Origin of the sequence: Streptomyces sp. NPDC086777 (genome assembly GCF_040702065.1) — a bacterium.
GTDB lineage: Bacteria > Actinomycetota > Actinomycetes > Streptomycetales > Streptomycetaceae > Streptomyces.
Genome location: NZ_JBFBJI010000028.1, coordinates 51,285 through 76,714, shown reverse-complemented (window position 1 = coordinate 76,714; position 25,430 = coordinate 51,285). Strand labels below are relative to the sequence as shown.

Annotated in this window: 22 protein-coding genes and 1 pseudogene; 15 read left to right on the top strand and 8 right to left on the bottom strand. The window is 69.8% G+C overall.

Annotated features, from left to right (window positions below; translation table 11 throughout):
• Positions 1-5 precede the first annotated feature (5 nt).
• Both def and AB0472_RS32505 read right to left on the bottom strand, forming a co-directional pair.
• Complete coding sequence (def, locus tag AB0472_RS32510; RefSeq protein ID WP_366361730.1) at positions 6-632, bottom strand: peptide deformylase; 627 nt, start codon at positions 630-632, stop codon at positions 6-8.
• Positions 633-934: 302 nt separating this feature from the next.
• Positions 935-1,738, bottom strand: coding sequence for a C40 family peptidase (locus AB0472_RS32505; RefSeq protein ID WP_366361728.1), 804 nt, complete (start codon positions 1,736-1,738; stop codon positions 935-937).
• Positions 1,739-2,483: 745 nt separating this feature from the next.
• Between AB0472_RS32505 and AB0472_RS32500 the strand changes: the two genes are divergently transcribed.
• The 14 genes from AB0472_RS32500 to nuoN are packed head-to-tail and all read left to right on the top strand — an operon-like array spanning position 2,484 to position 18,422.
• Complete coding sequence (locus AB0472_RS32500; protein ID WP_007383963.1) at positions 2,484-2,843, top strand: NADH-quinone oxidoreductase subunit A; 360 nt, start codon at positions 2,484-2,486, stop codon at positions 2,841-2,843.
• A 13-nt stretch (positions 2,844-2,856) separates the two neighbouring features.
• Positions 2,857-3,411: an NADH-quinone oxidoreductase subunit B family protein gene (locus AB0472_RS32495; protein ID WP_053654534.1), complete on the top strand. Its 555-nt coding sequence runs from the start codon at positions 2,857-2,859 to the stop codon at positions 3,409-3,411.
• Entirely contained in the window at positions 3,408-4,151 is a 744-nt protein-coding gene (locus AB0472_RS32490; RefSeq protein ID WP_366361726.1) for an NADH-quinone oxidoreductase subunit C, read from the top strand. Before AB0472_RS32495 ends, AB0472_RS32490 begins: the two co-directional genes overlap by 4 nt.
• Positions 4,148-5,470 carry an NADH-quinone oxidoreductase subunit D gene (locus AB0472_RS32485; RefSeq protein WP_366361724.1) on the top strand — a complete coding sequence of 441 codons (1,323 nt, stop codon included), beginning with the start codon at positions 4,148-4,150 and terminating at the stop codon, positions 5,468-5,470. Before AB0472_RS32490 ends, AB0472_RS32485 begins: the two co-directional genes overlap by 4 nt.
• Complete coding sequence (nuoE, locus tag AB0472_RS32480) at positions 5,467-6,345, top strand: NADH-quinone oxidoreductase subunit NuoE (protein WP_366361722.1); 879 nt, start codon at positions 5,467-5,469, stop codon at positions 6,343-6,345. The genes AB0472_RS32485 and nuoE overlap by 4 nt, the downstream gene beginning before the upstream one ends.
• On the top strand, positions 6,342-7,691 hold the full coding sequence (nuoF, locus tag AB0472_RS32475) for an NADH-quinone oxidoreductase subunit NuoF (RefSeq protein ID WP_366361720.1): 1,350 nt from the start codon (positions 6,342-6,344) through the stop codon (positions 7,689-7,691). Before nuoE ends, nuoF begins: the two co-directional genes overlap by 4 nt.
• Complete coding sequence (locus AB0472_RS32470) at positions 7,688-10,192, top strand: NADH-quinone oxidoreductase subunit G (RefSeq protein WP_366361718.1); 2,505 nt, start codon at positions 7,688-7,690, stop codon at positions 10,190-10,192. The genes nuoF and AB0472_RS32470 overlap by 4 nt, the downstream gene beginning before the upstream one ends.
• On the top strand, positions 10,189-11,553 hold the full coding sequence (gene nuoH, locus AB0472_RS32465) for an NADH-quinone oxidoreductase subunit NuoH (RefSeq protein ID WP_366361716.1): 1,365 nt from the start codon (positions 10,189-10,191) through the stop codon (positions 11,551-11,553). The genes AB0472_RS32470 and nuoH overlap by 4 nt, the downstream gene beginning before the upstream one ends.
• Positions 11,546-12,154 carry an NADH-quinone oxidoreductase subunit NuoI gene (nuoI, locus tag AB0472_RS32460; protein ID WP_366361714.1) on the top strand — a complete coding sequence of 203 codons (609 nt, stop codon included), beginning with the start codon at positions 11,546-11,548 and terminating at the stop codon, positions 12,152-12,154. Before nuoH ends, nuoI begins: the two co-directional genes overlap by 8 nt.
• Complete coding sequence (locus tag AB0472_RS32455) at positions 12,151-12,993, top strand: NADH-quinone oxidoreductase subunit J (RefSeq protein WP_366361712.1); 843 nt, start codon at positions 12,151-12,153, stop codon at positions 12,991-12,993. Before nuoI ends, AB0472_RS32455 begins: the two co-directional genes overlap by 4 nt.
• Entirely contained in the window at positions 12,990-13,289 is a 300-nt protein-coding gene (nuoK, locus tag AB0472_RS32450) for an NADH-quinone oxidoreductase subunit NuoK (RefSeq protein WP_046726439.1), read from the top strand. The genes AB0472_RS32455 and nuoK overlap by 4 nt, the downstream gene beginning before the upstream one ends.
• A gap of 14 nt (positions 13,290-13,303) precedes the next feature.
• Positions 13,304-15,199, top strand: a complete 1,896-nt coding sequence (nuoL, locus tag AB0472_RS32445; RefSeq protein WP_366361709.1) for an NADH-quinone oxidoreductase subunit L — start codon at positions 13,304-13,306, stop codon at positions 15,197-15,199.
• Positions 15,200-15,204: 5 nt separating this feature from the next.
• Positions 15,205-16,776, top strand: coding sequence for an NADH-quinone oxidoreductase subunit M (locus AB0472_RS32440; RefSeq protein ID WP_366361707.1), 1,572 nt, complete (start codon positions 15,205-15,207; stop codon positions 16,774-16,776).
• Positions 16,773-18,422: an NADH-quinone oxidoreductase subunit NuoN gene (gene nuoN, locus AB0472_RS32435; protein ID WP_366361705.1), complete on the top strand. Its 1,650-nt coding sequence runs from the start codon at positions 16,773-16,775 to the stop codon at positions 18,420-18,422. The genes AB0472_RS32440 and nuoN overlap by 4 nt, the downstream gene beginning before the upstream one ends.
• A gap of 74 nt (positions 18,423-18,496) precedes the next feature.
• On the opposite strand, the gene AB0472_RS32430 is transcribed toward nuoN, so the two are convergent.
• A complete protein-coding gene (locus AB0472_RS32430) occupies positions 18,497-19,018 on the bottom strand; it encodes a hypothetical protein (RefSeq protein ID WP_366361703.1) in 522 nt (173 codons plus the stop codon).
• A gap of 290 nt (positions 19,019-19,308) precedes the next feature.
• Here AB0472_RS32430 and recQ point away from each other — a divergent pair, with 290 nt between their 5' ends.
• On the top strand, positions 19,309-21,336 hold the full coding sequence (recQ, locus tag AB0472_RS32425) for a DNA helicase RecQ (RefSeq protein WP_366361823.1): 2,028 nt from the start codon (positions 19,309-19,311) through the stop codon (positions 21,334-21,336).
• Positions 21,337-21,366: 30 nt separating this feature from the next.
• On the opposite strand, the gene AB0472_RS32420 is transcribed toward recQ, so the two are convergent.
• The 5 genes and pseudogenes from AB0472_RS32420 to fahA all read right to left on the bottom strand — a co-directional run bounded on the left by AB0472_RS32420 (position 21,367) and on the right by fahA (position 25,252).
• Positions 21,367-21,603 (bottom strand): hypothetical protein, encoded by a 237-nt coding sequence (locus AB0472_RS32420; RefSeq protein ID WP_366361701.1) that lies wholly within the window; start codon positions 21,601-21,603, stop codon positions 21,367-21,369.
• 89 nt (positions 21,604-21,692) lie between these two features.
• Positions 21,693-21,845 (bottom strand): annotated as a pseudogene (locus tag AB0472_RS32415) (ATP-binding cassette domain-containing protein); the annotation flags it as partial.
• Positions 21,846-22,076: 231 nt separating this feature from the next.
• Complete coding sequence (locus AB0472_RS32410) at positions 22,077-22,724, bottom strand: tetratricopeptide repeat protein (RefSeq protein WP_366361700.1); 648 nt, start codon at positions 22,722-22,724, stop codon at positions 22,077-22,079.
• A 135-nt stretch (positions 22,725-22,859) separates the two neighbouring features.
• Complete coding sequence (locus AB0472_RS32405) at positions 22,860-23,798, bottom strand: M56 family metallopeptidase (protein WP_366361699.1); 939 nt, start codon at positions 23,796-23,798, stop codon at positions 22,860-22,862.
• A gap of 242 nt (positions 23,799-24,040) precedes the next feature.
• A complete protein-coding gene (gene fahA, locus AB0472_RS32400) occupies positions 24,041-25,252 on the bottom strand; it encodes a fumarylacetoacetase (RefSeq protein ID WP_366361821.1) in 1,212 nt (403 codons plus the stop codon).
• Positions 25,253-25,430: the final 178 nt, after the last annotated feature.

Below are 25,430 nucleotides of genomic sequence, written 5' to 3'. Positions count from 1 at the left end.
CCCCCCTAGGAGCCGATCGCCTCGATGTTGGCGGCCCGGCGGGCGTAGACGTCCTCCCGCCGGTCCGCCATCTGCCGCAGCGCTTCCTTGCGCTCCCGCCCGGACAGCCGGTCGAGATACACGCGCCCGTTCACATGGTCGGTCTCGTGTGCCAGGCAGCGGGCGAAATACCCCGTTCCCTCGATGGTGAGCGGATTGCCTTCCTTGTCCTGCCCGTGCACGACCGCCCGGTCCGGCCGCGGTACGTCCATCACCGCCCCCGGCACCGACAGGCACCCCTCGCCCTCGTCGAGCAGCCGCCGCCCGGCCGGGTCCGGTGCCTCCAGGACGGGGTTGACGATATGCCCGACATGTCGGACACCGTCGTCGTCGGGGCAGTCGTACACGAACAGCCGCAGGTCGACCCCGACCTGGTTCGCCGCGAGGCCGGCTCCCTCGGCGATGTACATGGTGCGGAACATGTCGTCGATGAGCGCGGCGAGGTCGGGACCGAACTCGGTGACGTCCCGGCACGGCTTGTGCAGGACGTCCTCACCGGTCTCGGTGATCCGGCGCACCGAACCGCGCCGGGCCTCGGGGGCGTGCCGGGGGTAGTAGTCCATGGGATCGCCCTGGACGAAGACGCGTGGCATCGCGGTGTCTCCTTCTCGGATCTCGGGGCCGCTGCGCCGTGTGCGAGCGGCCTGCACCGAGCATCCCAGGAGTCACCGGATCGCGGGCGGGCCTGTGGGAAACCCCCGCGAGAGCCCGCGGCCTGTGGAGAACCGCGCGAAGGGCGGCCGGCGCGGAGGGGGGTGATCCGTGGTCGGGGGGGCGTGGCGGGGCGGGGGGTGATCCGTGGCGGCGTGGGCGCGCCGGAAGGGCCGCTGCCCCCGAGCGGCTGCGGCCCTACCGTGCTTGTGCGATGCCCGAGTTGTCTTGGTTGCCCGGGTTGTCAGAGCACCCGCACCGCGCCGGTCGGCGGGTCGTACGACAGCGGGTGCTCACCGACGCCGCTGGAGGGGTTCTGCGCGCCCACGAACATGCCGTCGCCCACGTACACCGCCACGTGGTACGCGCTGCCGGCGCTGCCCCAGTAGAGGATGTCGCCGGGCTGGAGGTTGCTCAGCGAGACCTGGGTGCCCTGCGTCGACTGGTCCTGGGAGACCCGCGGCAGGCTGACGCCGACCGACTTGAAGGCGGCCTGGACGAGGCCCGAGCAGTCCCACGAGTTGGGGCCCGTGCCGCCGGAGACGTAGGCGTCGCCGATCTGTGCCTTCACGAAGGCGACCACCGCGGCCGCCGAACCGGTCGCCGTGGACGTGCTCGTGGAGGTACTGGAGCTCGTGGAGGCGCTGAGGGTGGTCCGCTCGGCACTGCGCGAGGCGGCGCGCTCGGCGGCGGCCTTACGGGCCTCCTCGGCCTTCTTCTTGGCCTCGGCCTTGTGCTTCGCCTCAGCGAGGTCCGCCTTGGCCTGCTTCGCGGCATTTGCGGCGGCCGCGTCGCGCTCGGCCTGGAGGGTGTAGTTCGCCGCCGCCTGCTGCGTGGCGTCGGCGGACTGGGCCACCTGGGTGGCCAGATCGGCCGTCAGGGTGGGCAGTTCGAGCGTCTGCGTCACGGGTTCGGCGGCACTCGCCGAGGCCGCGCCCGCCGCTGCCATGCCGAGGACGCCACTGGCAACTCCGGCGCGCACGGCGATGCTTGTCGTCGCGCTGCGGCGGGGTTTCCGGTGGCTGCGTATGTGAGCGGTGTGGGACATGGGAACAACCGGTATCAGGGGCTCCTTCATATCTACAAGAAACGTGTGCTGCGCCACAGTTGCTCAATCGAGACGGCGAATCCCTCGCATGTCTTTCTTTATTGACGCCGTAACGGACATTGCGGACTCCTGTGATCAAGCCCGTGATCACGTTCTTTCGCTGTTACGTCCGGATTGCCCCCCGCCTACCATCGGTCGCGATGGTTGGCCAAGCCCCGTTCTCAGGCGCCTCTCATCGATGTGGCGGAGGTCACGGAACGGTTACCGGTGGGGGTGCGTCTCGCGCGTCCGGGTTCGTGAACGCGTGCACGCGTCCACATCACTCACCGGACCTCCCTCTGATGTGTGAACGCGGCGCACTATCAAGGCCCCCCGTCCACGGCGAATTTGCATGCAGCGGAACCCTCTTGATATAGAGACGCCCGCCCTGGACCCCGTCTGGTCTGCATCAACGGTCGAAATTGTCACTTCTGGTGATCACCTGAACGCTTCGCGTGCGAAGATCACCACTCATCCGACTTCATGATCGATCGTCAGGTGGTGGAGATCACAAAGCTTGTGCAATACCCCGTGTCGCAGATCACAGAGCGTCGGGCATAAGATGCGAGGCAGTTGGGCTTGTGACCTGCTTCACATGTTCGCGATCTTCGCCCGGGACGCGCGGGGTTCGCGGGACGGACGAGGCAGGTGGGGAGCCCGATCCGAACCGCCACCAGTCAGTGCCGACTGAGAGGAGCGAGGAGCGGTGAACGCCTATGCGCCCATCCTCGTACTGGGAGCCCTCGGGGCAGGCTTTGCGATCTTCTCCGTGGTCATGGCCACGCTGATCGGTCCGAAGCGGTACAACCGCGCCAAGCTCGAAGCCTACGAGTGCGGTATCGAGCCGACCCCCACGCCGGCCGGCGGCGGGCGTTTCCCGATCAAGTACTACCTGACGGCGATGCTCTTCATCGTCTTCGACATCGAGATCGTCTTCCTCTACCCATGGGCCGTCACCTTCGACGCCCTGGGTGTTTTCGGGCTCGTGGAGATGCTGCTCTTCGTGCTCACCGTCTTCGTCGCCTACGCGTACGTGTGGCGGCGCGGCGGCCTGGAATGGGACTGAGGGGTCTTTGGACATGGGACTCGAAGAAAAGCTGCCGAGCGGCTTCCTGCTGACCACCGTCGAGCAGGCCGCGGGCTGGGTGCGCAAGGCGTCCGTCTTCCCCGCCACCTTCGGCCTCGCCTGCTGCGCCATCGAGATGATGACCACCGGCGCCGGCCGCTACGACCTGGCCCGCTTCGGCATGGAGGTCTTCCGCGGCTCACCCCGCCAGGCCGACCTCATGATCGTGGCCGGCCGGGTCAGCCAGAAGATGGCGCCGGTGCTCAGGCAGGTCTACGACCAGATGCCCAACCCCAAGTGGGTGATCTCCATGGGCGTCTGCGCGTCCTCGGGCGGCATGTTCAACAACTACGCGATCGTCCAGGGCGTCGACCACATCGTGCCCGTCGACATCTACCTGCCGGGCTGCCCGCCGCGCCCCGAGATGCTGATGGACGCGATCCTCAAGCTCCACCAGAAGATCCAGACCTCCAAGCTCGGCGTCAACGCGAAGGAAGCGGCCCGGGAGGCGGAGGAGGCGGCGCTCAAGGCCCTGCCCACGATCGAGATGAAGGGGCTGCTGCGGTGAGCGACGCGAACGGCCACAACGGGGTCAACCCCGAGAAGGACCTGGCCGCCGACAACCTCCCCGGCCAGCGCGGTCAGGGCGGCGAGGAGATCCGCGTCCAGCGCGGCATGTTCGGCGCGAACAACGGCGGCGACACCTCCGGCTACGGCGGCCTGGTCCGCTCGGTCCGCCTCCCGGGACCGGCCGCCCGTCCCTACGGCGGCTGGTTCGACGAGGTCGCCGACGAGCTGGAAGGCGCCCTGGAGGAGCAGGGACTGCTCCCGGACAACGCCATCGAGAAGACGGTCGTCGACCGCGGCGAACTCACCTTCCACATCGAACGCGAGCACCTCCCGCGCGTCGCCCGCACCCTGCGCGACGACCCCGCCCTGCGCTTCGAACTGTGCACCGGCGTCAGCGGCGTCCACTACCTGCACGACAAGGGCCGCGAACTGCACGCCGTCTACCACCTGCGCTCGATCACCCACAACCGGCTGATCCGCCTGGAGGTCAGCGCACCGGACGCCGACCCGCACATCCCGTCCCTGGTCTCCGTCTATCCGACCAACGACTGGCACGAGCGCGAGACCTACGACTTCTACGGAATCGTCTTCGACGGTCACCCGGCCCTGACGCGGATCATGATGCCGGACGACTGGCAGGGCCATCCGCAGCGCAAGGACTACCCCCTCGGCGGCATCCCCGTCGAGTACAAGGGCGCCCAGATCCCGGCTCCGGACCAGCGGAGGTCGTACTCGTGAGCACACAGTCAGCAGCCGCCCGCGAAACCACCGAGGGCACCGTCTACACGGTCACCGGCGGCGACTGGGACGAGGTCGTCCAGTCCGCGGCCCGCGCCGACGACGAACGCATCGTCGTCAACATGGGTCCCCAGCACCCGTCCACCCATGGGGTGCTCCGTCTCATCCTGGAGATCGACGGGGAGACGGTCACCGAGGCCCGCTGCGGCATCGGCTACCTGCACACCGGAATCGAGAAGAACCTCGAGTTCCGCACCTGGACGCAGGGCACCACGTTCGTGACGCGCATGGACTACCTGACGTCCTTCTTCAACGAGACCGCCTACTGTCTCGCCGTCGAGAAGCTCCTCGGCATCGAGGACCAGATCAGCGACCGCGCCAGCATCATCCGGGTGCTCCTGATGGAGCTGAACCGGCTCTCCTCCCACCTGGTGTGCATCGCCACCGGCGGCATGGAGCTCGGCGCCACCACGATCATGATCTACGGCTTCCGCGATCGTGAAATGATTCTCGATCTCTACGAACTGATCACCGGCCTGCGGATGAACCACGCGTACATCCGCCCCGGCGGCCTCGCCCAGGACCTGCCGCCCGGCGCGGTCGACCAGATCCGCGAGTTCGTGAAGAAGATGCGCAAGAACCTCCCGGAGTACGACAAGCTCGCGACCGGGAACCCCATCTTCAAGGCCCGCATGCAGGACATCGGCTACCTCGACCTGGCCGGCTGCATGGCCCTCGGCGCCACCGGCCCGATCCTGCGCTCGGCCGGCCTGCCGCACGACCTGCGCAAGGCACAGCCGTACTGCGGCTACGAGACGTACGACTTCGAGATCCCGACCGCCGACACCTGCGACGCCTACGGCCGCTTCCTGGTCCGCCTGGAGGAGATGCGCCAGTCGCTCGGGATCGTCGAGCAGTGCCTGGACCGGCTCCAGCCCGGACCGGTCATGGTCGCCGACAAGAAGATCGCCTGGCCCGCCCAGCTCGCTCTCGGACCGGACGGACTCGGCAACTCCCTCGACCACATCAAGAAGATCATGGGCACCTCCATGGAGGCCCTGATCCACCACTTCAAGCTGGTCACCGAGGGCTTCCGGGTCCCGCCCGGCCAGGCCTACGCGGCCGTCGAGTCCCCCAAGGGCGAGCTCGGCGTGCACGCCGTGTCCGACGGCGGCACCCGCCCCTACCGGGTCCACTTCCGCGACCCGTCCTTCACCAACCTGCAGGCCATGGCGGCGATGTGCGAGGGCGGCCAGGTCGCCGACGTCATCGTCGCGGTGGCGTCCATCGACCCCGTGATGGGAGGCGTCGACCGGTGACCACCTCTTCCTCGGAGCGCGGTGTCAGCCTGGGCATGCCCGAGCTGCCCGCGCCCGCCTACCCGGACGACGTCCGGGCCCGCCTGGAGACGGACGCGCGCGAGGTCATCGCCCGCTACCCCGACTCCCGGTCCGCCCTGCTGCCGTTGCTGCACCTCGTGCAGGCGGAGGAAGGGCACGTCACGCGCACCGGCATGCAGTTCTGCGCGGACGTCCTGGAGCTGACCACGGCCGAGGTCACCGCCGTCGCCACCTTCTACACCATGTACCGGCGCAAGCCCTCCGGCGACTACCAGGTGGGCGTCTGCACCAACACGCTGTGCGCGGTCATGGGCGGCGACGCGATCTTCGAGACCCTCCAGGAGCACCTGGGCGTCGGCAACGGGGAGACCACCGGCGACGGCAAGGTCACCTTGGAGCACATCGAGTGCAATGCGGCCTGCGACTTCGCGCCCGTCGTGATGGTCAACTGGGAGTTCTTCGACAACCAGACCCCGGCCAGCGCCAAACGCCTCGTCGACGACCTGCGCGCCGGCCGGGACGTCGAGCCGACCCGCGGCGCCCGGCTGTGCACCTTCAAGGAGACCGCCCGGATCCTGGCCGGCTTCCCCGACGAGCGGCCCGGGGCCGTCGAGGAGAGCGGGAGCGCGGGACCCGCGTCGCTGGTGGGCCTCCGCCTGGCAAGGGGTGAAGCCGCACCCGCGCGCGTGGTCCATCCGCGCGGAGGTCCGCAGCAGGGGGCACCGGACCGGCAGGACCGGCCGGCGCACGAGCCGTCGCCGGCCGAGCACCTCAGTTCCCATGACGCACCGCAGGAGACCTCGGCCTCCGACCCGTCGCACCCGGCAGGGCCTGCCGCCGAGGAGGGGGAGTGATGACGGTGGTACCCGACCTCAAGGACACCAGCCCCGAGAAGCTGCTCGCACCCGTGCTGTCGGCCTTCTGGGACGAGGACCGGTCCTGGACGCTCGACGTCTACCGGAGGCACGAGGGATACGAGGGGCTCCGCAAGGCGCTCGCCATGTCACCGGACGACCTGATCGCCTATGTCAAGGAGTCCGGACTCCGCGGCCGCGGCGGCGCGGGATTCCCCACCGGGATGAAGTGGCAGTTCATTCCCCAGGGAGACGGCAAACCGCACTATCTAGTTGTCAACGCCGACGAATCGGAGCCCGGGACCTGCAAGGACATCCCGCTCCTGTTCGCCAACCCGCACAGCCTCATCGAGGGCATCGTGATCGCGTGCTACGCCATCCGGTCGTCGCATGCCTTCATCTACCTGCGGGGTGAAGTCGTCCCCGTCCTGCGGCGGTTGCACGAGGCCGTGCGCGAGGCCTACGCGGCCGGCTACCTCGGCGAGAACATCCTCGGCAGCGGACTCGACCTTCAGCTCACCGTGCACGCCGGCGCCGGCGCGTACATCTGCGGTGAGGAGACCGCACTGCTCGACTCGCTCGAAGGCCGCCGCGGTCAACCGCGACTGCGTCCCCCCTTCCCTGCCGTCGAAGGGCTCTATGCCTGCCCGACTGTTGTGAACAACGTCGAGTCCATCGCCTCGGTTCCCGCCATCCTCCACAAGGGCAAGGAATGGTTCCGGGCGATGGGGAGCGAGAAGTCACCCGGCTTCACGCTCTACTCCCTCAGCGGCCACGTCGCGAGCCCCGGCCAGTACGAGGCACCGCTCGGCATCACCCTGCGCCAGCTTCTCGACATGAGCGGCGGGATGCGGCCCGGCCACCGCCTGAAGTTCTGGACCCCCGGCGGCTCCTCGACGCCCATGTTCACCGACGAGCACCTCGACGTCCCCCTCGACTACGAGGGAGTGGGCGCCGCGGGCTCCATGCTCGGCACCAAGGCGCTCCAGTGCTTCGACGAGACCACCTGCGTGGTGCGCGCCGTCACCCGCTGGACCGAGTTCTACGCCCACGAGTCCTGCGGCAAGTGCACACCCTGCCGCGAAGGCACCTACTGGCTCGTGCAGTTGCTCCGCGACATCGAGGCCGGCAAGGGCGTGATGTCCGACCTCGACAAGCTGAACGACATCGCCGACAACATCAACGGCAAGTCCTTCTGCGCCCTCGGCGACGGCGCGGCGTCCCCGATCTTCTCCTCGCTCAAGTACTTCCGCGAGGAGTACGAACAGCACATCACGGGCCGGGGCTGCCCCTTCGACCCGGCCAAGTCGACGGCCTGGGCGGACCGCCCGGAGGTGAACGCATGACCGTGACCACGAGTTCCCCCTCCTCGGGGGGAACGGCGGCGGTCCCGCCGCAGGACCTCGTCACGCTGACGATCGACGGCGCCGAGATCAGCGTGCCCAAGGGCACCCTGGTCATCCGCGCCGCCGAACAGCTCGGCATCGAGATCCCGCGCTTCTGCGACCACCCCCTGCTCGACCCGGCCGGCGCCTGCCGCCAGTGCATCGTCGAGGTCGAGGGCCAGCGCAAGCCCATGGCCTCCTGCACGATCACCTGTACGGACGGGATGGTGGTGAAGACCCACCTCACCTCGCCCGTCGCCGAGAAGGCCCAGCACGGCGTGATGGAGCTGCTGCTCATCAACCACCCGCTGGACTGCCCGGTCTGCGACAAGGGCGGCGAGTGCCCGCTGCAGAACCAGGCCATGTCGCACGGCAACGCCGAGTCCCGCTTCGACGGCCGCAAGCGCACCTACGCCAAGCCCGTCCCGATCTCCACCCAGGTGCTCCTGGACCGCGAGCGGTGCGTGCTGTGCGCCCGCTGCACCCGGTTCTCCAACCAGGTCGCCGGCGACCCGATGATCGAACTCCTGGAGCGCGGTGCGCTGCAGCAGGTCGGCATCGGCGAGGGCGACCCGTTCGAGTCGTACTTCTCCGGCAACACCATCCAGATCTGCCCGGTCGGCGCGCTGACCTCGGCGGCGTACCGCTTCCGCTCCCGGCCCTTCGACCTGATCTCCTCGCCGTCCGTGTGCGAGCACTGCTCGGGCGGCTGCGCCACCCGCACCGATCACCGGCGCGGCAAGGTCATGCGGCGGCTCGCCGCCGACGACCCCGAGGTCAACGAGGAGTGGATCTGCGACAAGGGACGCTTCGCGTTCCGGTACACGCAGCAGAAGGACCGCCTGGAGACCCCGTTGGTCCGAGGCGCCCAGGGCGTCCTCGAAGCCGCCTCCTGGCCGGAGGCCCTCGAAGCCGCCGCCCGGGGCCTGGCCGCCGCCCGCTCCCGGGCCGGCGTCCTCACCGGCGGCCGGCTCACCGTCGAGGACGCCTACGCGTACAGCAAGTTCGCGCGCGTGGCCCTCGACACCAACGACATCGACTTCCGCGCGCGCGTGCACAGCAGCGAGGAGGCCGACTTCCTGGCCGCACGGGTGGCCGGCCGCGGCCGCGACCTGGACGGTACGGGCGTCACCTACACCTCCCTGGAGAAGGCGCCCGCTGTCCTCCTGGTCGGGTTCGAGTCGGAGGAGGAGGCGCCCGGCGTCTTCCTGCGGCTGCGCAAGGCATGGCGCAAGCACAAGCAGCAGGTGTACTCGCTCGCCACATACGCGACACGCGGACTGGAGAAGGCCGGCGGCACACTGCTGCCGGCCGCGCCGGGCACCGAGACCGAGTGGCTGGACGCGCTCGCGAGCGGAGTCGGCCTGGAGGAGTCCGGTGCCCGGGCCGCCGAGGCGCTGCGCTCCGACGGCGCGGTGATCGTCGTGGGCGAGCGCCTGGCAGCGGTCGCCGGCGGCCTCACCGCTGCCGTACGGGCCGCCACCGCCACCGGCGCCCGGCTGGTGTGGATCCCGCGCCGGGCCGGAGAGCGCGGCGCGCTCGAGGCCGGCGCGCTGCCGTCGCTGCTGCCGGGCGGCCGCCCGGCCACCGACCCACGCGCGCGTGAGGAGGTCGCCGCCGCCTGGGGCGTCTCCGAACTCCCGCTCCGCTACGGCCGCGACACCGGCCAGATCGTGGAGGCCGCCGCCCGCGGCGAACTCTCCGCCCTGCTGGTCGCCGGTGTCGAGGTCGCCGACCTGCCCGACCCGGCACGCGCGCGTACGGCACTCGAAGCCGTCGGCTTCCTGGTCTCCCTTGAGCTGCGGCCCAGCGAGGTCACCGAACACGCCGACGTCGTCCTGCCGGTCGCCGCGGTCGCCGAGAAGGCCGGCACCTTCCTCAACTGGGAGGGCCGGGCGCGGCTCTTCGAGGCCGCCCTCAAGCCCGAGCAGATGACCCGGCGGCTGCCGCCCACCGACGCACGCGTGCTGCAGATGCTCGCCGACGCCATGGACGTCCACCTCGGTCTGCCCGACCTGCACACCGCGCGCGCGGAACTGGACCGGCTCGCCGCCTGGGACGGACCCAAGGCCTCCGAACCACGGGAGACGGCCGTCTCGCTGCCCAGGCCCGCCACCGGGGAGGCCGTGCTCGCCGGACACCGGCTCCTCCTCGACCAGGGCGTCCTCCAGGACGGCGACGACGCACTGGCGGGCACCCGGCACGCCGCGCACGCGCGCGTGTCCGCCGCGACCGCCGCCGAGGCGGGCGTCGAGGACGGCGGCCTCATCGCCGTCACCGCGGGCGCCGGCACCGTCGAACTCCCGCTCAGGATCACCGAGATGCCCGACCGCGTGGTCTGGCTCCCGCTGAACTCGACCGGCGGCGGCGTCGCCTCCGACACCGGGGCGCTGCCCGGCTCCCTCGTCCGCATCGGCCCGGCGGCCACCGCCGGTGAGGCACCCAAGGAGGTGGAGGCATGAACCCGTACCTCGCCGCTGAAGACCTCTCCATGTTCGGCCGCGACCCCTGGTGGCTGGTCGTCCTCAAGGCGGTCTTCTGCTTCGCCTTCCTGATGGTGACCGTGCTGATCTCCATCGTCATGGAGCGCAAGGTCGTCGCCTGGATGCAGCTGCGCGTCGGCCCCAACCGGCACGGCCCCTGGGGCATGCTCCAGTCGCTCGCCGACGGCATCAAACTGATGCTCAAGGAAGACGTCGTCGTCAAACGCGCCGACAAGGCCGTCTACGTCCTCGCCCCGATCGTCGCGGCGATCCCGGCGTTCATGGCCATCGCGGTCATCCCGTTCGGCCCGGCCGACAACGAGATCTCCATCTTCGGCCACCGCACCACGATGCAGCTCACCGACCTGCCGATCGCGATGCTCTACATCCTCGCGGTCGCCTCCGTCGGCATCTACGGCATCGTCCTCGCCGGCTGGAGCTCAGGCTCCACGTACCCGCTCCTCGGCGGCCTGCGCTCCTGCGCCCAGATGATCTCCTACGAGATCGCCATGGGCGCCGCGTTCGCCTCCGTGTTCCTGTACTCCGGGTCGATGTCGACGTCCACGATCGTCGACCAGCAGCAGGGCCGCTGGTACATCCTGCTGCTGCCGGTCTCCTTCGTCCTCTACGTCGTCACCATGATCGGCGAGACCAACCGGGCACCTTTCGACATGCCCGAGTCCGAGGGCGACCTGGTCGGCGGCTTCAACACCGAGTACTCGTCGATCAAGTTCGCGATGTTCATGCTCGCCGAGTACGTCAACATGGTGACCGTCTCGGCCGTGTCGACCACCCTGTTCCTCGGCGGCTGGCGGGCCCCCTGGCCGATCAGCACCGTCTGGGCGGGCGCCAACCACGGCTGGTGGCCGATGCTCTGGTTCGTCGCCAAGGTCGTCCTCCTGCTGTTCGGCTTCGTCTGGGTGCGCGGCACGCTCCCGCGTGTGCGCTACGACCAGCTGATGAAGCTCGGCTGGAAGGTCCTCATCCCGGTCTCCGTCGTCTGGCTGATGCTCGTCGCGACCGTGCGGACCTTGCGCAACCAGAACTACGGCTTCGCCGACATCGCCCTGTACGTCGGCGGCGGCGTCCTCGCCCTGCTGGTCCTGTCCTTCGTCGTCGACATGTTCCGCGACAAGGGCAAGGAGGCCGCCCAGCCGGCCGCCGAACCGGCCGCGTTCGACCCGATGGCGGGCGGCTTCCCCGTACCGCCGCTGCCCGGACAGGAACTGCCGCCGGTGCCCCGGCGCACCCCCCGCCGGGAGCGGGAGCTGATTGTCAGTGGCGGGTCGGACACTGTCAGTGACGGACCTACGGATGGAAAGGAGGCGTCCGATGGCTGAGGAGCCCAAGGAGACCAAGCCCGGTTTCCAGAACCCCGTCGCCGGCTTCGGCGTGACCTTCAAGGCCATGTTCAAGAAGCGGCTGACCGAGCAGTATCCGGAACAGGCGAAGACCACGGCCCCGCGGTTCCACGGACGGCACCAGCTCAACCGCCATCCGGACGGCCTGGAGAAGTGCGTCGGCTGCGAGCTGTGCGCCTGGGCCTGCCCCGCCGACGCCATCTACGTGGAAGGCGCCGACAACACCGACGAGGAGCGCTACTCGCCGGGCGAGCGCTACGGCCGCGTCTACCAGATCAACTACGCGCGCTGCATCCTGTGCGGCCTGTGCATCGAGGCGTGCCCCACGCGCGCGCTGACGATGACCAACGAGTTCGAACTGGCCGACAGCAGCCGCGCGAACCTCATCTACACCAAGGAGCAGCTGCTCGCCGGTCTCGAAGAGGGCATGGTCGACTCCCCGCACTCGATCTTCCCGGGCACCGACGAACAGGACTACTACCGGGGCCTGGTCACCGAGGCCGCGCCCGGGACCGTACGCCAGGTGGCCGTCTCCAAGGGCGAGAAGCCCGAGGAGCAGGACCAGGGGGTGGAAGCATGAGCCCGCAGCTCGCCGTCTACACCACCTCCACCGGCGAGGCCTTCCAGTTCTGGGTCCTCGGCACCGTCGCCGTGATCGGCGCCCTGTCCACCGTCTTCATGAAGCGGGCCGTGCACAGCGCGCTGTCACTCGCCGGAACCATGATCGTCCTGGCGGTGTTCTACCTCGCCAACGGCGCCTACTTCCTCGGCATCGTCCAGATCGTCGTCTACACCGGCGCGATCATGATGCTGTTCCTCTTCGTGGTGATGCTGGTCGGCGTGACCGCCGCCGACTCCCTGAAGGAGACCATCAAGGGCCAGCGCTGGCTCGCCCTTCTCTGCGGGGTCGGCTTCGGCGTCCTGCTCCTCGCGGGCATCGCCAACGCCTCCCTGAAGAACTTCGCGGGCACCGGCCAGGCCAACGCCAACGGCAACGTGCAGGGCCTCGCCGCCCTCATCTTCACCAAGTACGTCTTCGCCTTCGAAATCACCGGCGCCCTGCTGATCACGGCCGCCATCGGCGCCATGGTGCTCACCCACCGGGAGCGCACCGAACGCGCCAAGACCCAGCGCGAGCAGTCCGAGCAGCGCGTCCGCGACGGCAAGCACCTGCCGCCGCTGCCCGCACCGGGCGTCTACGCCCGGCACAACGCCGTGGACATCGCCGGCCTGCTCCCCGACGGCACCCCGTCCGAGCTCACGGTCAGCAAGACGCTCCGCGACCGCGGTCAGATGCGTGACGTGTCAGCGGAGGCACTCGGCGACCTGCGGGCCCTGGAACAGCGCTCCGAGGAACGCCTGGAGCGGACCCCGGTCGAGCCCGCGCACTTCAAGCGCAGCGAGGAGGCGTCGAAGTGAACCCCGTCTACTACCTCTACCTCGCCGCCCTGTTGTTCACGATCGGCGCCACCGGTGTGCTGATCAGACGGAACGCGATCGTCGTCTTCATGTGCATCGAGCTCATGCTGAACGCCTGCAACCTCGCGTTCGTCGTCTTCTCCCGGATGCACGGCAATCTCGACGGCCAGATCATCGCCTTCTTCACGATGGTCGTCGCCGCCGCGGAGGTCGTGGTCGGGCTCGCGATCATCGTGTCGCTGTTCCGTACCCGCCACTCGGCCTCGGTCGACGACGCCAGCCTGATGAAGCTGTAAGGGGTCGCTGAATCGTGGAGAACCTGATTGCGCTGCTGATCGCGGCGCCCCTGCTCGGAGCGGCCGTCCTCCTCGTCGGCGGGCGGCGCCTGGACGCGGTGGGCCACTGGATCGGCACGCTCCTGTCGACGACGTCCTTCGTGTTCGGCGTCATCCTCTTCGCCGACCTGCTCGGCAAGAACCCCGAACACCGCACCCTGATGCAGCACCTGTACACCTGGGTGCCGGTGGAGGGCTTCCAGGCGGACGTCACCTTCCGCCTCGACCAGCTGTCCATGACGTTCGTCCTGCTGATCACCGGCGTCGGCTCCCTCATCCACCTGTACTCCGTCGGGTACATGGAGCACGACGAGCGCCGCCGCCGCTTCTTCGGCTACCTCAACCTCTTCCTCGCGGCGATGCTGCTGCTCGTCCTCGCCGACAACTACCTGCTGCTGTACGTCGGCTGGGAGGGCGTCGGCCTCGCCTCCTACCTGCTGATCGGCTTCTGGCAGCACAAGCCCAGCGCGGCGACCGCGGCCAAGAAGGCCTTCATCGTCAACCGCGTCGGCGACATGGGCCTGTCCATCGCGATCATGCTGATGTTCACGACGTTCGGCACCTTCGCCTTCGGCCCGGTCCTCAGCCACGCCACCGACGCCTCCGAGGGCCGCCTCACCGCGATCGGCCTGATGCTGCTGCTCGCCGCCTGCGGCAAGTCCGCCCAGGTGCCGCTGCAGTCCTGGCTCGGGGACGCCATGGAGGGCCCCACCCCGGTCTCCGCCCTCATCCACGCGGCGACCATGGTGACCGCGGGCGTCTACCTCATCGTCCGCTCCGGAGCGATCTTCAACGCGGCTCCCGACGCCCAGCTCGTCGTCACCGTCGTCGGTGCCGTCACCCTCCTCTTCGGAGCGATCGTCGGTTGCGCCAAGGACGACATCAAGAAGGCCCTCGCGGGCTCGACCATGTCGCAGATCGGCTACATGGTGCTCGCCGCCGGCCTCGGCCCGATCGGCTACGTCTTCGCGATCATGCACCTGGTGACGCACGGCTTCTTCAAGGCCGGTCTCTTCCTCGGCGCCGGCTCCGTCATGCACGGCATGAACGACGAGGTCGACATGCGCAGGTACGGCGGCCTCCGTAAGTACATGCCGGTCACCTTCATCACCTTCGGCCTCGGCTACCTCGCCATCATCGGCTTCCCAGGCCTGTCCGGCTTCTTCTCCAAGGACAAGATCATCGAGGCGGCGTTCGCCAAGGGCGGCACCGAGGGCTGGATCCTCGGCACCTGCGCCCTCGTCGGCGCGGCCATCACCGCCTTCTACATGACGCGCGTGATGCTGATGACGTTCTTCGGCGAGAAGCGCTGGCAGCCCGACGAGCACGGCCACGAGCCGCACCCCCACGAGTCCCCGAAGGTCATGACGATCCCCATGATCGTCCTGGCGGTCGGCTCGGTCTTCGCCGGCGGCTTCTTCAGCATCGGCGACCGCTTCCTGCACTGGCTGGAGCCGATCACCGGCCACAGCGAGGGCGACTCCCCGATCAGCGCGGGCGTCGTCACCGGCGCCACCATGGTCTGCCTGATCATCGGCGTCGGCATCGCCTACCTCCAGTACGGCCGCCGCCCCGTCCCCGCCGTCGCCCCGCGCGGCTCGCTGCTCACCCGCGCGGCCCGCCGCGACCTCCTCCAGGACGACTTCAACCACGTCGTCCTGGTCCGCGGCGGCGAACACCTCACCCGCTCCCTCGTATATGTCGACCACACCCTGGTCGACGGCGTCGTCAACGGCACGGCAGCGGGCTTCGGCGGGCTCTCCGGCCGGCTGCGCAAACTGCAGAACGGCTACGCGCGCTCGTACGCGGTCTCGATGTTCGGCGGCGCTGCCCTCCTGGTCGCCGCGACCCTGCTGATGAGGGCGGTCTGATACCGATGTCCTTTCCTCTGCTGACAGCGACGGCGGTCCTCCCGGCCGTCGGCGCGGTCGCCACGGCCGCCGTACCGGCCGCCCGGCGCACCGCCGCCAAATGGCTCGCGCTGCTGGTCTCGCTCGCCACGCTCGCTCTGGCGATCGTCGTCCTGGTCCGCTTCGACCCCGGCGGCGCCCGCTACCAGCTCACCGAGTCGCACGCCTGGATCAGTGACTTCGGCGTCCGCTACGAACTGGGCGTCGACGGCATCGCGGTCGTCCTGCTCGCCCTGACCGCCCTGCTGATGCCGTTCATCATCCTGGCGGGCTGGCACGACGCCGACCCGCTGGAGACCGGCAGCAAGCGGTGGCGGCCCACCCAGGGCTTCTTCGCCCTGATCCTGGCCGTCGAGGCGATGGTGATCATCTCCTTCGAGGCCACCGACGTCTTCCTCTTCTACATCTTCTTCGAAGCCATGCTCATCCCGATGTACTTCCTCATCGGCGGCTTCGGAGACCGCGCCCACGCCCAGGGCGAGGAGGCCGCGTCGACGCAACGGTCGTACGCCGCCGTGAAGTTCCTCCTCTACAACCTGGTCGGCGGCCTGATCATGCTGGCCGCGGTGATCGGCCTCTACACGGTCGCCGGGAACTTCTCCCTCGCCGAGATCGTGCAGGCCCGCGCCAACGGCACCCTGCACATGGCGACCAGCACCGAACGCTGGCTGTTCCTCGGCTTCTTCTTCGCCTTCGCCGTGAAGGCGCCGCTGTGGCCGCTGCACACCTGGCTGCCCAACGCCATGCAGGAGTCCACCGCCCCCGTCGCCGTCCTCATCACCGCGGTCGTCGACAAGGTGGGCACGTTCGCGATGCTCCGCTTCTGCCTCCAGCTCTTCCCGGAGGCCTCGAAGTGGGCGACACCCACCATCCTGGTCCTCGCCGTGATCAGCATCGTCTACGGCGCCCTGCTCGCCGTCGGACAGCGCGACATCAAGCGGCTGGTCGCCTACGCGTCCATCTCCCACTTCGGGTTCATCATCCTGGGCATCTTCGCGATGACCAGCCAGGGCCAGTCCGGCGCCACCCTCTACATGGTCAACCACGGCATCTCCACCGCCGCGCTGATGCTGGTCGCCGGCTTCCTGATCTCCCGCCGCGGCTCCCGGCTCATCGCCGACTACGGCGGCGTGCAGAAGGTCGCCCCGGTCCTCGCCGGCACCTTCCTGATCGGCGGCCTGGCCACCCTGTCCCTGCCCGGCCTCGCCCCCTTCGTCAGCGAGTTCCTCGTCCTGGTCGGCACGTTCACGCGCTACCCGGCCATCGGGATCATCGCCACCTTCGGCATCGTCCTCGCCGCGCTCTACACCCTCGTCCTCTACCAGCGGACGATGACGGGCCCGGTGAAACCGGCGGTCGCCGCGATGCCCGACCTGAAGGCACGCGAACTCGTCGTCGTCGCCCCGCTGATCGTTCTGCTGATCTTCCTGGGCGTCTACCCGAAGCCCGTCACGGACATCGTCAACCCGGCGGTCAAGCAGACCATGTCGGACGTACACAAGACCGACCCGAAGCCCGCAGTGGAGGCGGCCAAGTGAGCGCAGCAGCCGTCCACAGCCTGTGGACAACCGCAGCCGAGCCGATCTCGAAGATCCCGGCACCGAAAATCGAATACGGGCAGCTGTCACCCACCCTGATCATCGTCGGCGCGGCGATCGTCGGAGTGCTGGTCGAAGCGTTCGTCCCGCGCAAGTCCCGCTACTACGCCCAGGTGTTCGTCTCCGCCGTCGCCCTGTGCGCCGCCTTCGCCGCGGTCGTCGCCCTGGCCGCCGACGGCTACGGCACCACCAAGGCACACATCGCGGCCATGGGTGCCGTCGCCGTCGACGGACCGTCCCTGTTCCTCCAGGGCACGATCCTGCTGGCCGGCCTCGTCGGCCTGTTCACCTTCGCCGAACGCCGCCTCGACCCCGAGGCCCACGGCAACCGCGTCGACTCCTTCGCCGCCCAGGCCGCCGCGGTCCCCGGCAGCGACACCGAGAAGGCCGCGGTGAAGGCGGGCTTCACCACCACCGAGGTCTTCCCGCTCCTGCTCTTCGCCGTCGCCGGCATGCTGGTCTTCCCCTCCGCCAACGACCTGCTGACGCTCTTCGTGGCCCTGGAGGTCTTCTCCCTCCCGCTCTACCTGCTGTGCGCCCTGGCCCGCCGCAAGCGGCTCATGTCACAGGAAGCCGCCGTCAAGTACTTCCTGCTCGGCGCCTTCGCCTCCGCGTTCACCCTGTTCGGCATCGCCATGCTCTACGGCTACGCCGGCTCGGTGTCCTACGCCACCATCGCCCAGGTCGTCGACGGCACCGTCACCAGCGTCGACCCCGCCCTCGCCAACACCATGGGCAACGACGCACTGCTCCTCATCGGCACCGCCATGGTCGTCATGGGCCTGCTCTTCAAGGTCGGCGCCGTCCCCTTCCACATGTGGACACCCGACGTCTACCAGGGCGCGCCCACCCCGGTCACCGGCTTCATGGCCGCCGCCACCAAGGTCGCCGCCTTCGGCGCCCTGCTGCGCCTCCTGTACGTCGTCCTGCCCGGCATGCGCTGGGACTGGCGGCCGGTCATGTGGGGCGTCGCGATCATCACCATGCTGGGCGGCGCGATCGTCGCGATCACCCAGACCGACATCAAGCGGCTCCTCGCCTACTCGTCGATCGCACACGCCGGCTTCATCCTCGCCGGTGTCATCGCGACCTCGAAGGACGGCGTGTCCTCCGTCCTCTTCTACCTGGCCGCGTACTCCTTCGTGACCATCGGCGCGTTCGCCGTCGTCACCCTGGTGCGCGACGCGGGCGGCGAGGCCACCCACCTGTCCAAGTGGGCAGGCCTCGGCCGCCGCTCACCACTCGTGGCAGCCGTCTTCGCCGTCTTCTTGCTGGCCTTCGCGGGCATCCCGCTGACCTCCGGCTTCGCCGGAAAGTTCGCCGTGTTCAAGGCGGCGGCCGAGGGCGGCGCGGTCCCGCTCGTCGTCATCGGTGTGATCTCCTCCGCGATCGCCGCGTTCTTCTACATCCGCGTGATCGTCCTGATGTTCTTCAGCGAGCCCAGGCCCGACGGACCCACGGTCGCCGTCCCGTCACCGCTCACCATGGCGGCGATCGGCCTCGGCGTCGCCGTCACCCTGGTCCTCGGCGTGGCACCGCAGTACTTCCTGAACCTGGCCAGCCAGGCCGGAGTATTCGTGCGCTGACCCATCCCGCACACCCCCGGGCCCCGGTTCCTCGCACAGGAGCCGGGGCCCACGCGTGCGTGCACGGCCCAGGACTACGGGCACGCCACCGTCGGGTTCCACTGCGCGAACAGACCGCTCGGATTGTCCTTCCAGATCCACGCACGCAGCGTGTACACCGACCCCGTCACACCCGGAACCGTCATCGGCCCCTGGAACTGCTGCCCGAACAACGTCGGCACGGTGCCGCCGCCCGCCCGCACGATCCACTCCGCCGCCACCAGCGCACGGCCGCCGCCGGAATCGGTCTCGTACAGGAGACCAGCGGGCTCGGCCGGATCCACACTGCCGACGCCGGCCGCCTTCACGTAGTGGTACCCCGCGCCTCCCCTGCCGCTCGGCCCGTCCTTGTCGCAGATGTCGGACCGGGCGTACCCGTCCGTGACCGCGAACGGCTCGTACTGGTAGTCCGCCGTCGCCGTGTACGTCGGGGTCACATCCGTCCACACGAACGGGTCGGGATCGGGGACGGGAGCCGCGCCGGCAGGAACCGCGGCCAGAGCGAACGGCACGGCCAGGGCCACAACGGCGCCGGCGGTGCGGGACCTGAGAGACATCCTGATGCTCCTTGGGGCGGAAGAGGCACGCGAGCGCGACGCCTCCGTACGACGCGGGCCTCCCCGGTCCCGCCCGTGCAGCATCGCCCGCACCTCTTCCCCGCCGCCACGCGAAGACCGCCAAAGGACTGAGGACACCACCGGACGGGGGATACGCGCCCGCCCTCCCTACGGCAGGCAGCCTGTGGACAACTCCGGCGTTGTCGGTCCGGACCCCTATCGTGGAGGCAGTGGTCGAAGGACGACGTACGGGGGACACGACGATGGGCGGGACGGGCGGGACCTACGACATGCCAGGGACGACCGAGACGCCGGGGGCGCCACAGGCGCACGGCCCGGCGGACAGCGAGGCACTGGCCACGCTGCACCGCGTCTTCGGGTACGACGCCTTCCGGGGCGAGCAGGAAGCGATCATCGAGCATGTGGTGGCGGGCGGCGACGCCGTCGTCCTCATGCCCACCGGCGGCGGAAAATCACTGTGCTACCAGATCCCCGCCCTGGTCAGACCCGGTACGGGCATCGTGGTCTCACCGCTCATCGCCCTCATGCAGGACCAGGTGGATGCCCTGCGCGCCCTCGGCGTCAACGCCGGGTTCATGAACTCCACCCAGGACTTCGACGAGCGGCGCGTGGTCGAAGCCCAGTTCCTCGCGGGCGAGCTCGACCTCCTCTACCTCGCCCCCGAACGGCTCCGCCTGGACTCCACACTCGACCTGCTCGCCCGCGGCAAGATCGCGGTGTTCGCCATCGACGAGGCGCACTGCGTCTCCCAGTGGGGCCACGACTTCCGCCCCGACTACCTCGCCCTCTCCCTCCTCGGCGAGCGCTGGCCCGACGTCCCGCGCATCGCACTCACGGCCACCGCCACCCACGCCACCCACCAGGAGATCACCCAGCGGCTGCACATGCCGACGGCCCGGCACTTCGTGGCCAGCTTCGACCGGCCCAACATCCAGTACCGGATCGTCCCCAAGGCCGACCCCAAGAAACAGCTCCTCACCTTCCTCCGCCAGGAACACGAGGGCGACGCCGGCATCGTCTACTGCCTCTCCCGCAAGTCCGTCGAAACCACGGCCGAATTCCTCACCCGCAACGGCGTCGACGCCGTGCCCTACCACGCCGGCCTCGACGCGGCCACCCGCGCCGCCCATCAGTCCCGCTTCCTGCGCGAGGACGGCCTCGTCGTCGTCGCCACCATCGCCTTCGGCATGGGCATCGACAAACCCGACGTCCGCTTCGTCGCCCACCTCGACCTGCCCAAATCCGTCGAGGGCTACTACCAGGAGACCGGCCGCGCCGGCCGCGACAGCCTGCCCTCCACCGCCTGGATGGCCTACGGCCTCAACGACGTCATACAGCAGCGCAAACTCATCCAGTCCGGCGAGGGCGACGAGGCCTTCCGCCGCCGCGCCCAGGCCCACCTCGACTCCATGCTCGCCCTGTGCGAGACCGCCCAGTGCCGCCGCGGGCAACTCCTCAACTACTTCGGCCAGGACCCCGACACCGCCGGCTGCGGCAACTGCGACACCTGCCTCACCCCGCCCGAGACCTGGGACGGCACCGTCGCCGCGCAGAAGGTCCTCTCCACCGTCGTACGGCTCCAGCGCGAACGCGGGCAGAAGTTCGGCGCCGTCCAGATCGTCGACATCCTGCTCGGCAAGCGCACCGCCAAGGTCATCCAGTTCGACCACGACCAGCTGTCCGTCTTCGGCATCGGCACCGACCTCGACGAAGGCGAATGGCGGGGCGTCGTCCGGCAACTGCTCGCCCAGGGGCTGCTCGCCGTCGAGGGCGAGTACGGCACTTTGGTGCTCACCGAGGCCAGCGGGACGGTACTACGGCGGGAACGCGAGGTCCCGCTGCGCAAGGAGCCGAAGAAGCCGGCGGTCTCACGGGCGGCCGGAAGCTCCGGGTCCGCCGGATCCTCCGGCAGGAGCAAGGCGAAGGCAGCCGTGGCGGAGCTGCCCGAGGAACTGCTCCCTGCCTTCGAGGCTCTGCGCGCCTGGCGCGCCGAGCAGGCCCGCGAACAGGGCGTACCCGCATACGTGATCTTCCACGACGCCACCCTGCGGGAGATCGTCAGCAGGTGGCCCGAGTCCGTCGCCGAGCTCGCCACCGTCGGCGGCGTCGGCGAGAAGAAGCTCATGACCTACGGAGAGGGCGTCCTCGGGGCACTGGCCGCCCTGAAGACACCGGACGCCGGCCCGGCTCCCGCCGCCCCGGCCCCCGCTGCCCCGGCCCAGGCGTCGCCGGAAACGGCATACGACGACCACTGGCCCGAGATGGACGCGGAGCCGGAACCGGAGGACTGGACATAAGGGCGGCGGCCCACGGCGGCGTGGGACCGTTCACAGCCCCCTCGCCGCATACGCCCTGACATCCGCGTCCGGGTCGGCGGTCGCCGTGGCCAGAGCCGCACGGGCCCCCTCGACACCGGCACCACCCAGGGGCAACGCCCGCAGCACGTCGAGCACGGCCGCCCGGACCAGAGGATCGGTCACACCGAGCGCGCCGACCAGGGCGTCGCCCAGCGCCGGATCCGACGGAAGCGTCTCGACCAGCTCACGCAGCGAGGCCGCGGCCACCGAACGCACCCCGGTCCGAGGCGACCTCGGCGGCGAACTCCGCCATCATCTGCCCCGACCAGTAGTCGGAGTCGACGAACCACTCACCGTGAACGGGTCTGGGCGTCCAGCGCCCCGAACAGCTCGTCCATCAGCACCGCGCGCGGCGAACCGGCCAGCGCACGAGCCAACTGCGCCCGCTGGCGCTGCCCACCGGACACCCGGTGCGGCAACTGCCCCGACTGCGCGGCCAGCCCGACCCGGCCCAGCCGGGTGTTGCGGAAAGGTTGCGCCACTTGAGGCTCCGTCCGCACACCGCTGAGCTGGGCATTTTCCACAGCGTGGGGAAGATCTGCCACCAGGGCGCGGGTCTGTCCACCTGGGCACCCACCCCATGTCGGCAAGCAGGTCTCAGCCGTCGGGCGTCCTTGGGTGATCACGTGCGCGAGGAACGGCGATCCTCCGGCTGCGACCGGAACCCCGACCGCTGACGGCTACGCCGACATGGACGCGCGGGCCTGTTCGACCCACCCCGAAACCGCCTCCGCGCCGCAGCTCTGGGCAACCGACTGGGCCTCGTCGAGGCGCTGGAGTGCCGTCGGTCGGTCGCCGGTCTCCTCTGCGAGATAGGCCAGGGCCACCAGCCCGGCCGCTTCCCCGGGTTTGAAGCCGATCTCCCGGCGTAGCGCCACCGACTCGGTCAGCCGCTCCAGGGCCAGGTCCAGGCGTCCCTGGTCCTTGTCGGCGAAGCCGAGATGACGTACCGCGTACGACATCGTCAACCGGTCGCCGACGGACTTCGCCAGCGCATACGACTGCTCGAAGTACGGCCTGCCGGTGGCGCCCTCGCCCTTCACCACCTGGTGCCAGCAGCCGATCCAGAACAACGCGCCCGCCTCACCCGACGCGTCCTCCAGTCGCCGGTACAGCTCCGCCGCGCGCTCGAAGAGCATCACTTCCCGGCTGTTCTCCTCGCGGTCGTTGAGGAAGCGCACGTGCAGGACCTTGCCCCGTGCCATGGAAAGCCGTGCCTCGACCGCGTCCAGGACGTCGTCGGACCGGTCCAGCGCGGACGTGTCCCCGCCGAACATCGCCGCCTCGAAGAGCTCTTCCGCCTGCACGACCCAGTCCTGCTCCGGCATTCGCAGCCCCCTGCCTCTTCCTGACGGACGATGACGGGGCCGAGGCTATCCCGCGCTCACTGCGAGGAACCGAACAATTTTGAGGACGGCTCCACGGCTCGTGCCGCCCGCGGTCCGCGGCCCGGTGGTGCTCGGCTAGCCGAGTGCCGTCAGCCCGGGCGCGAACGCGATCAGGAGCGGCAGCAGGGGGACCAGGGCCGCCACCGTCGTCGTCAGGGCCCGCTGGCGGCGCAGCAGCCGTGGTGGTGGTTCCAGCAGGCGGTCGACGCGCTCGCCGAGCAACCGGCGGCTCGACGCGCAGGACAGGACCCCGCGGTGCTGGTTCAGTTCGATCAGGGCCAGTGCGGTGGTGAGATGACCGCAGCGGCGGGACGCCGTGTCGTCCGCGGCGAGTTCGACGAGCCGGTGGGTCTGGTCGCAGAAGTGCGAGAAGAGCGGCACGCGCGGGAAGCCCGTGGCCAGGGCGCTGGACAGGTGGAGGAGCCAGTCGTGATGGGCGCGGGCGTGGCCTCGTTCGTGGGTGAGGACGGCGTCGAGCTGGTGGTCGGTGAGGCGGTGCAGTGCCCCCGTCGTCACGACCAGCTGCGGGGGATGGCCCGGCATCCACCAGGCGTCCGGGTACTCGTCCTCCAACACCAGCATCGGTCCGCGTGACGCGGGCAGCCCTGCCGGCAGTTCCGGTGCCCGCTCGCGCAGGTGTGCGCGGGTCCGGTCGCGGCGGCGCCGGGCCTCGACCAGTTCGCGGGCGAGCATCGCCGTCGTCCATGCGGCCCCGGACGCCAGCAGCACGGTGAGGACGACCGCCCAGGGGGGCGCGACGGAGAGGTCGTACGCGGCGGTGACCGCCGGTGGCGCCGGCGCGAACACCCGGTCGCGCACGGTGTGGAAGACCGCTGCCGCGCCCAGGGTGAGCGCGGCCAGGCAGCACATCAGCACGGTGGCGACCAGGCACTGCCACACCCACAGCGCGACCACCGGTTCCCGCTCCGGCCACAAGGACCGCACCAGGGCTCGCGGCGCGGGCACCGCGGCCGTCAGGGCGACGACGGTCAGCAGGAGCAGGCAGACGGTCATGCCGGGGCTCCGTTTCCTGATCGGAGATGGGTGCGGGTGGTGGCTGGTGCGGGGCGGTACGCCGTTGCTCGACATGGCGCGCGCCGGCGCGTCCCGTGGTGCGCGCGCCGACGCCTCGCATGGTGCGCGTGCGGGCGCAACGCATGGTGCGTGTCCCGTCAGTATGACGGTGCCGGGTGCCCCGAGTCAGGTGTCGACGACGATCCGGGCACACCCTTGCGTTCACCGGCCCGGCGTTCTCTTCACCCCGCCACGACCCGCCCGCTGACCTCTCCGAGGCCCACCCGGCCGCCGTCCGGCCCCGGAGCCCAGCCCGACATGGTCACCACGTCGCCGTCCTCGAGGTACGTCCGCTTTCCGTCCGCGAGTTCGAGCGGGTCACGCCCGTTCCAGGTCAGCTCCAGCAGTGACCCGCGCTGCCCGGGCTCCGCGCCGCTCACCGTGCCGGAGCCGTAGAGGTCCCCGGTGCGCAGGGAGGCACCGTTGACCGTCAGGTGGGCGAGTTGCTGGGCGGCGGTCCAGTACATGGTGGAGAACGGCGGCTCGGACACGGTCTGCCCGTTGATCGCGATCGAGATCCGCAGGTCGTAGCCGGCAGGCTCCTCCATGGCGTCGTCGAGGTACGGCAGCAGCGGATGCGTCCGCCTCGGCGGGGCGACCCGTGCCTCCTCCAGCGCGTCGAGCGGGGTGATCCACGCCGAGACCGAAGTGGCGAACGACTTGCCGAGGAACGGCCCGAGCGGGACGTACTCCCAGGCCTGGATGTCCCGCGCCGACCAGTCGTTCAGCAGGCAGAGGCCGAACACGTGCTCCCTGAAGTCGGCCAGTGCCACCGGGCTGCCCTGCGGTGACGGCGTGCCGACGACGAAGCCGACCTCGGCCTCGATGTCCAGCCGTACCGAGGGGCCGAACAGCGGTGCCGGGTCCGAGGGCGCCTTCCGCTGTCCCGAGGGCCGTACGACGTCCGTCCCGGACACCACGACCGTGCCCGCGCGCCCGTGGTAACCGATCGGCAGGTGCTTCCAGTTGGGGGTGAGCGGTTCGGCGGCGTCGGGGCGGAAGATGCGGCCGGCGTTCCGGGCGTGGTTCTCGGAGGCGTAGAAGTCGACGTAGTCGGCGACCTCGAAGGGCAGATGCAGGGTCACCTCGGCCAGCGGGTGCAGGAGGGGGGCGAGTGTCTCCTGGTGCGCGGGCACGGTCACCCAGGCGGTCAGGGCGCGTCGTACGTCCGACCAGGCGGTGCGGCCGGCGGCCAGCAGCGGGTTGAGGGTCGGCCGGGCGAGCAGGGAGGCGTAGGGGGAGCCGAGGGCGAGGGCCGCGGCGCCGGCGTCGAGGACGTGGTCACCGAGGCGGACGCCGACCCTCCGTTCCGAGCTGGCGGAGGTCGAGAACACGCCATACGGAAGGTTGTTCGGGCCGAAGGGGTCACCCTCGGGGACCTCGAAGGGGGGCAAGGGGGGCATGGGGTGGCTGCCTCACTCTCATCCGTGCCGCGCGGGGAATGGCCATGTGGCGACGTCACTATGGCGCTGCGCGGCATTCCATGTGGTCGCGCCACACGTTACGGGTGAGTTGGCTGTCGTGACAGTGTCTAAAGAGTTCGCAATGTCCTAATAGGCCTTGTCGGAGCAG

Excerpts from the sequence above, each read along its gene's own strand:
- def (WP_366361730.1), bottom strand. The coding sequence starts at position 632 with ATGCCACGCGTCTTCGTCCAGGGCGATCCCATGGACTACTACCCCCGG.
- AB0472_RS32505 (WP_366361728.1), bottom strand. The coding sequence starts at position 1,738 with ATGTCCCACACCGCTCACATACGCAGCCACCGGAAACCCCGCCGCAGC.
- AB0472_RS32495 (WP_053654534.1), top strand. The coding sequence starts at position 2,857 with ATGGGACTCGAAGAAAAGCTGCCGAGCGGCTTCCTGCTGACCACCGTC.
- AB0472_RS32470 (WP_366361718.1), top strand. The coding sequence starts at position 7,688 with ATGACCGTGACCACGAGTTCCCCCTCCTCGGGGGGAACGGCGGCGGTC.
- nuoH (WP_366361716.1), top strand. The coding sequence starts at position 10,189 with ATGAACCCGTACCTCGCCGCTGAAGACCTCTCCATGTTCGGCCGCGAC.
- nuoI (WP_366361714.1), top strand. The coding sequence starts at position 11,546 with ATGGCTGAGGAGCCCAAGGAGACCAAGCCCGGTTTCCAGAACCCCGTC.
- AB0472_RS32455 (WP_366361712.1), top strand. The coding sequence starts at position 12,151 with ATGAGCCCGCAGCTCGCCGTCTACACCACCTCCACCGGCGAGGCCTTC.
- AB0472_RS32440 (WP_366361707.1), top strand. The coding sequence starts at position 15,205 with ATGTCCTTTCCTCTGCTGACAGCGACGGCGGTCCTCCCGGCCGTCGGC.
- AB0472_RS32430 (WP_366361703.1), bottom strand. The coding sequence starts at position 19,018 with ATGTCTCTCAGGTCCCGCACCGCCGGCGCCGTTGTGGCCCTGGCCGTG.
- recQ (WP_366361823.1), top strand. The coding sequence starts at position 19,309 with ATGCCAGGGACGACCGAGACGCCGGGGGCGCCACAGGCGCACGGCCCG.
- AB0472_RS32410 (WP_366361700.1), bottom strand. The coding sequence starts at position 22,724 with ATGCCGGAGCAGGACTGGGTCGTGCAGGCGGAAGAGCTCTTCGAGGCG.
- AB0472_RS32405 (WP_366361699.1), bottom strand. The coding sequence starts at position 23,798 with ATGACCGTCTGCCTGCTCCTGCTGACCGTCGTCGCCCTGACGGCCGCG.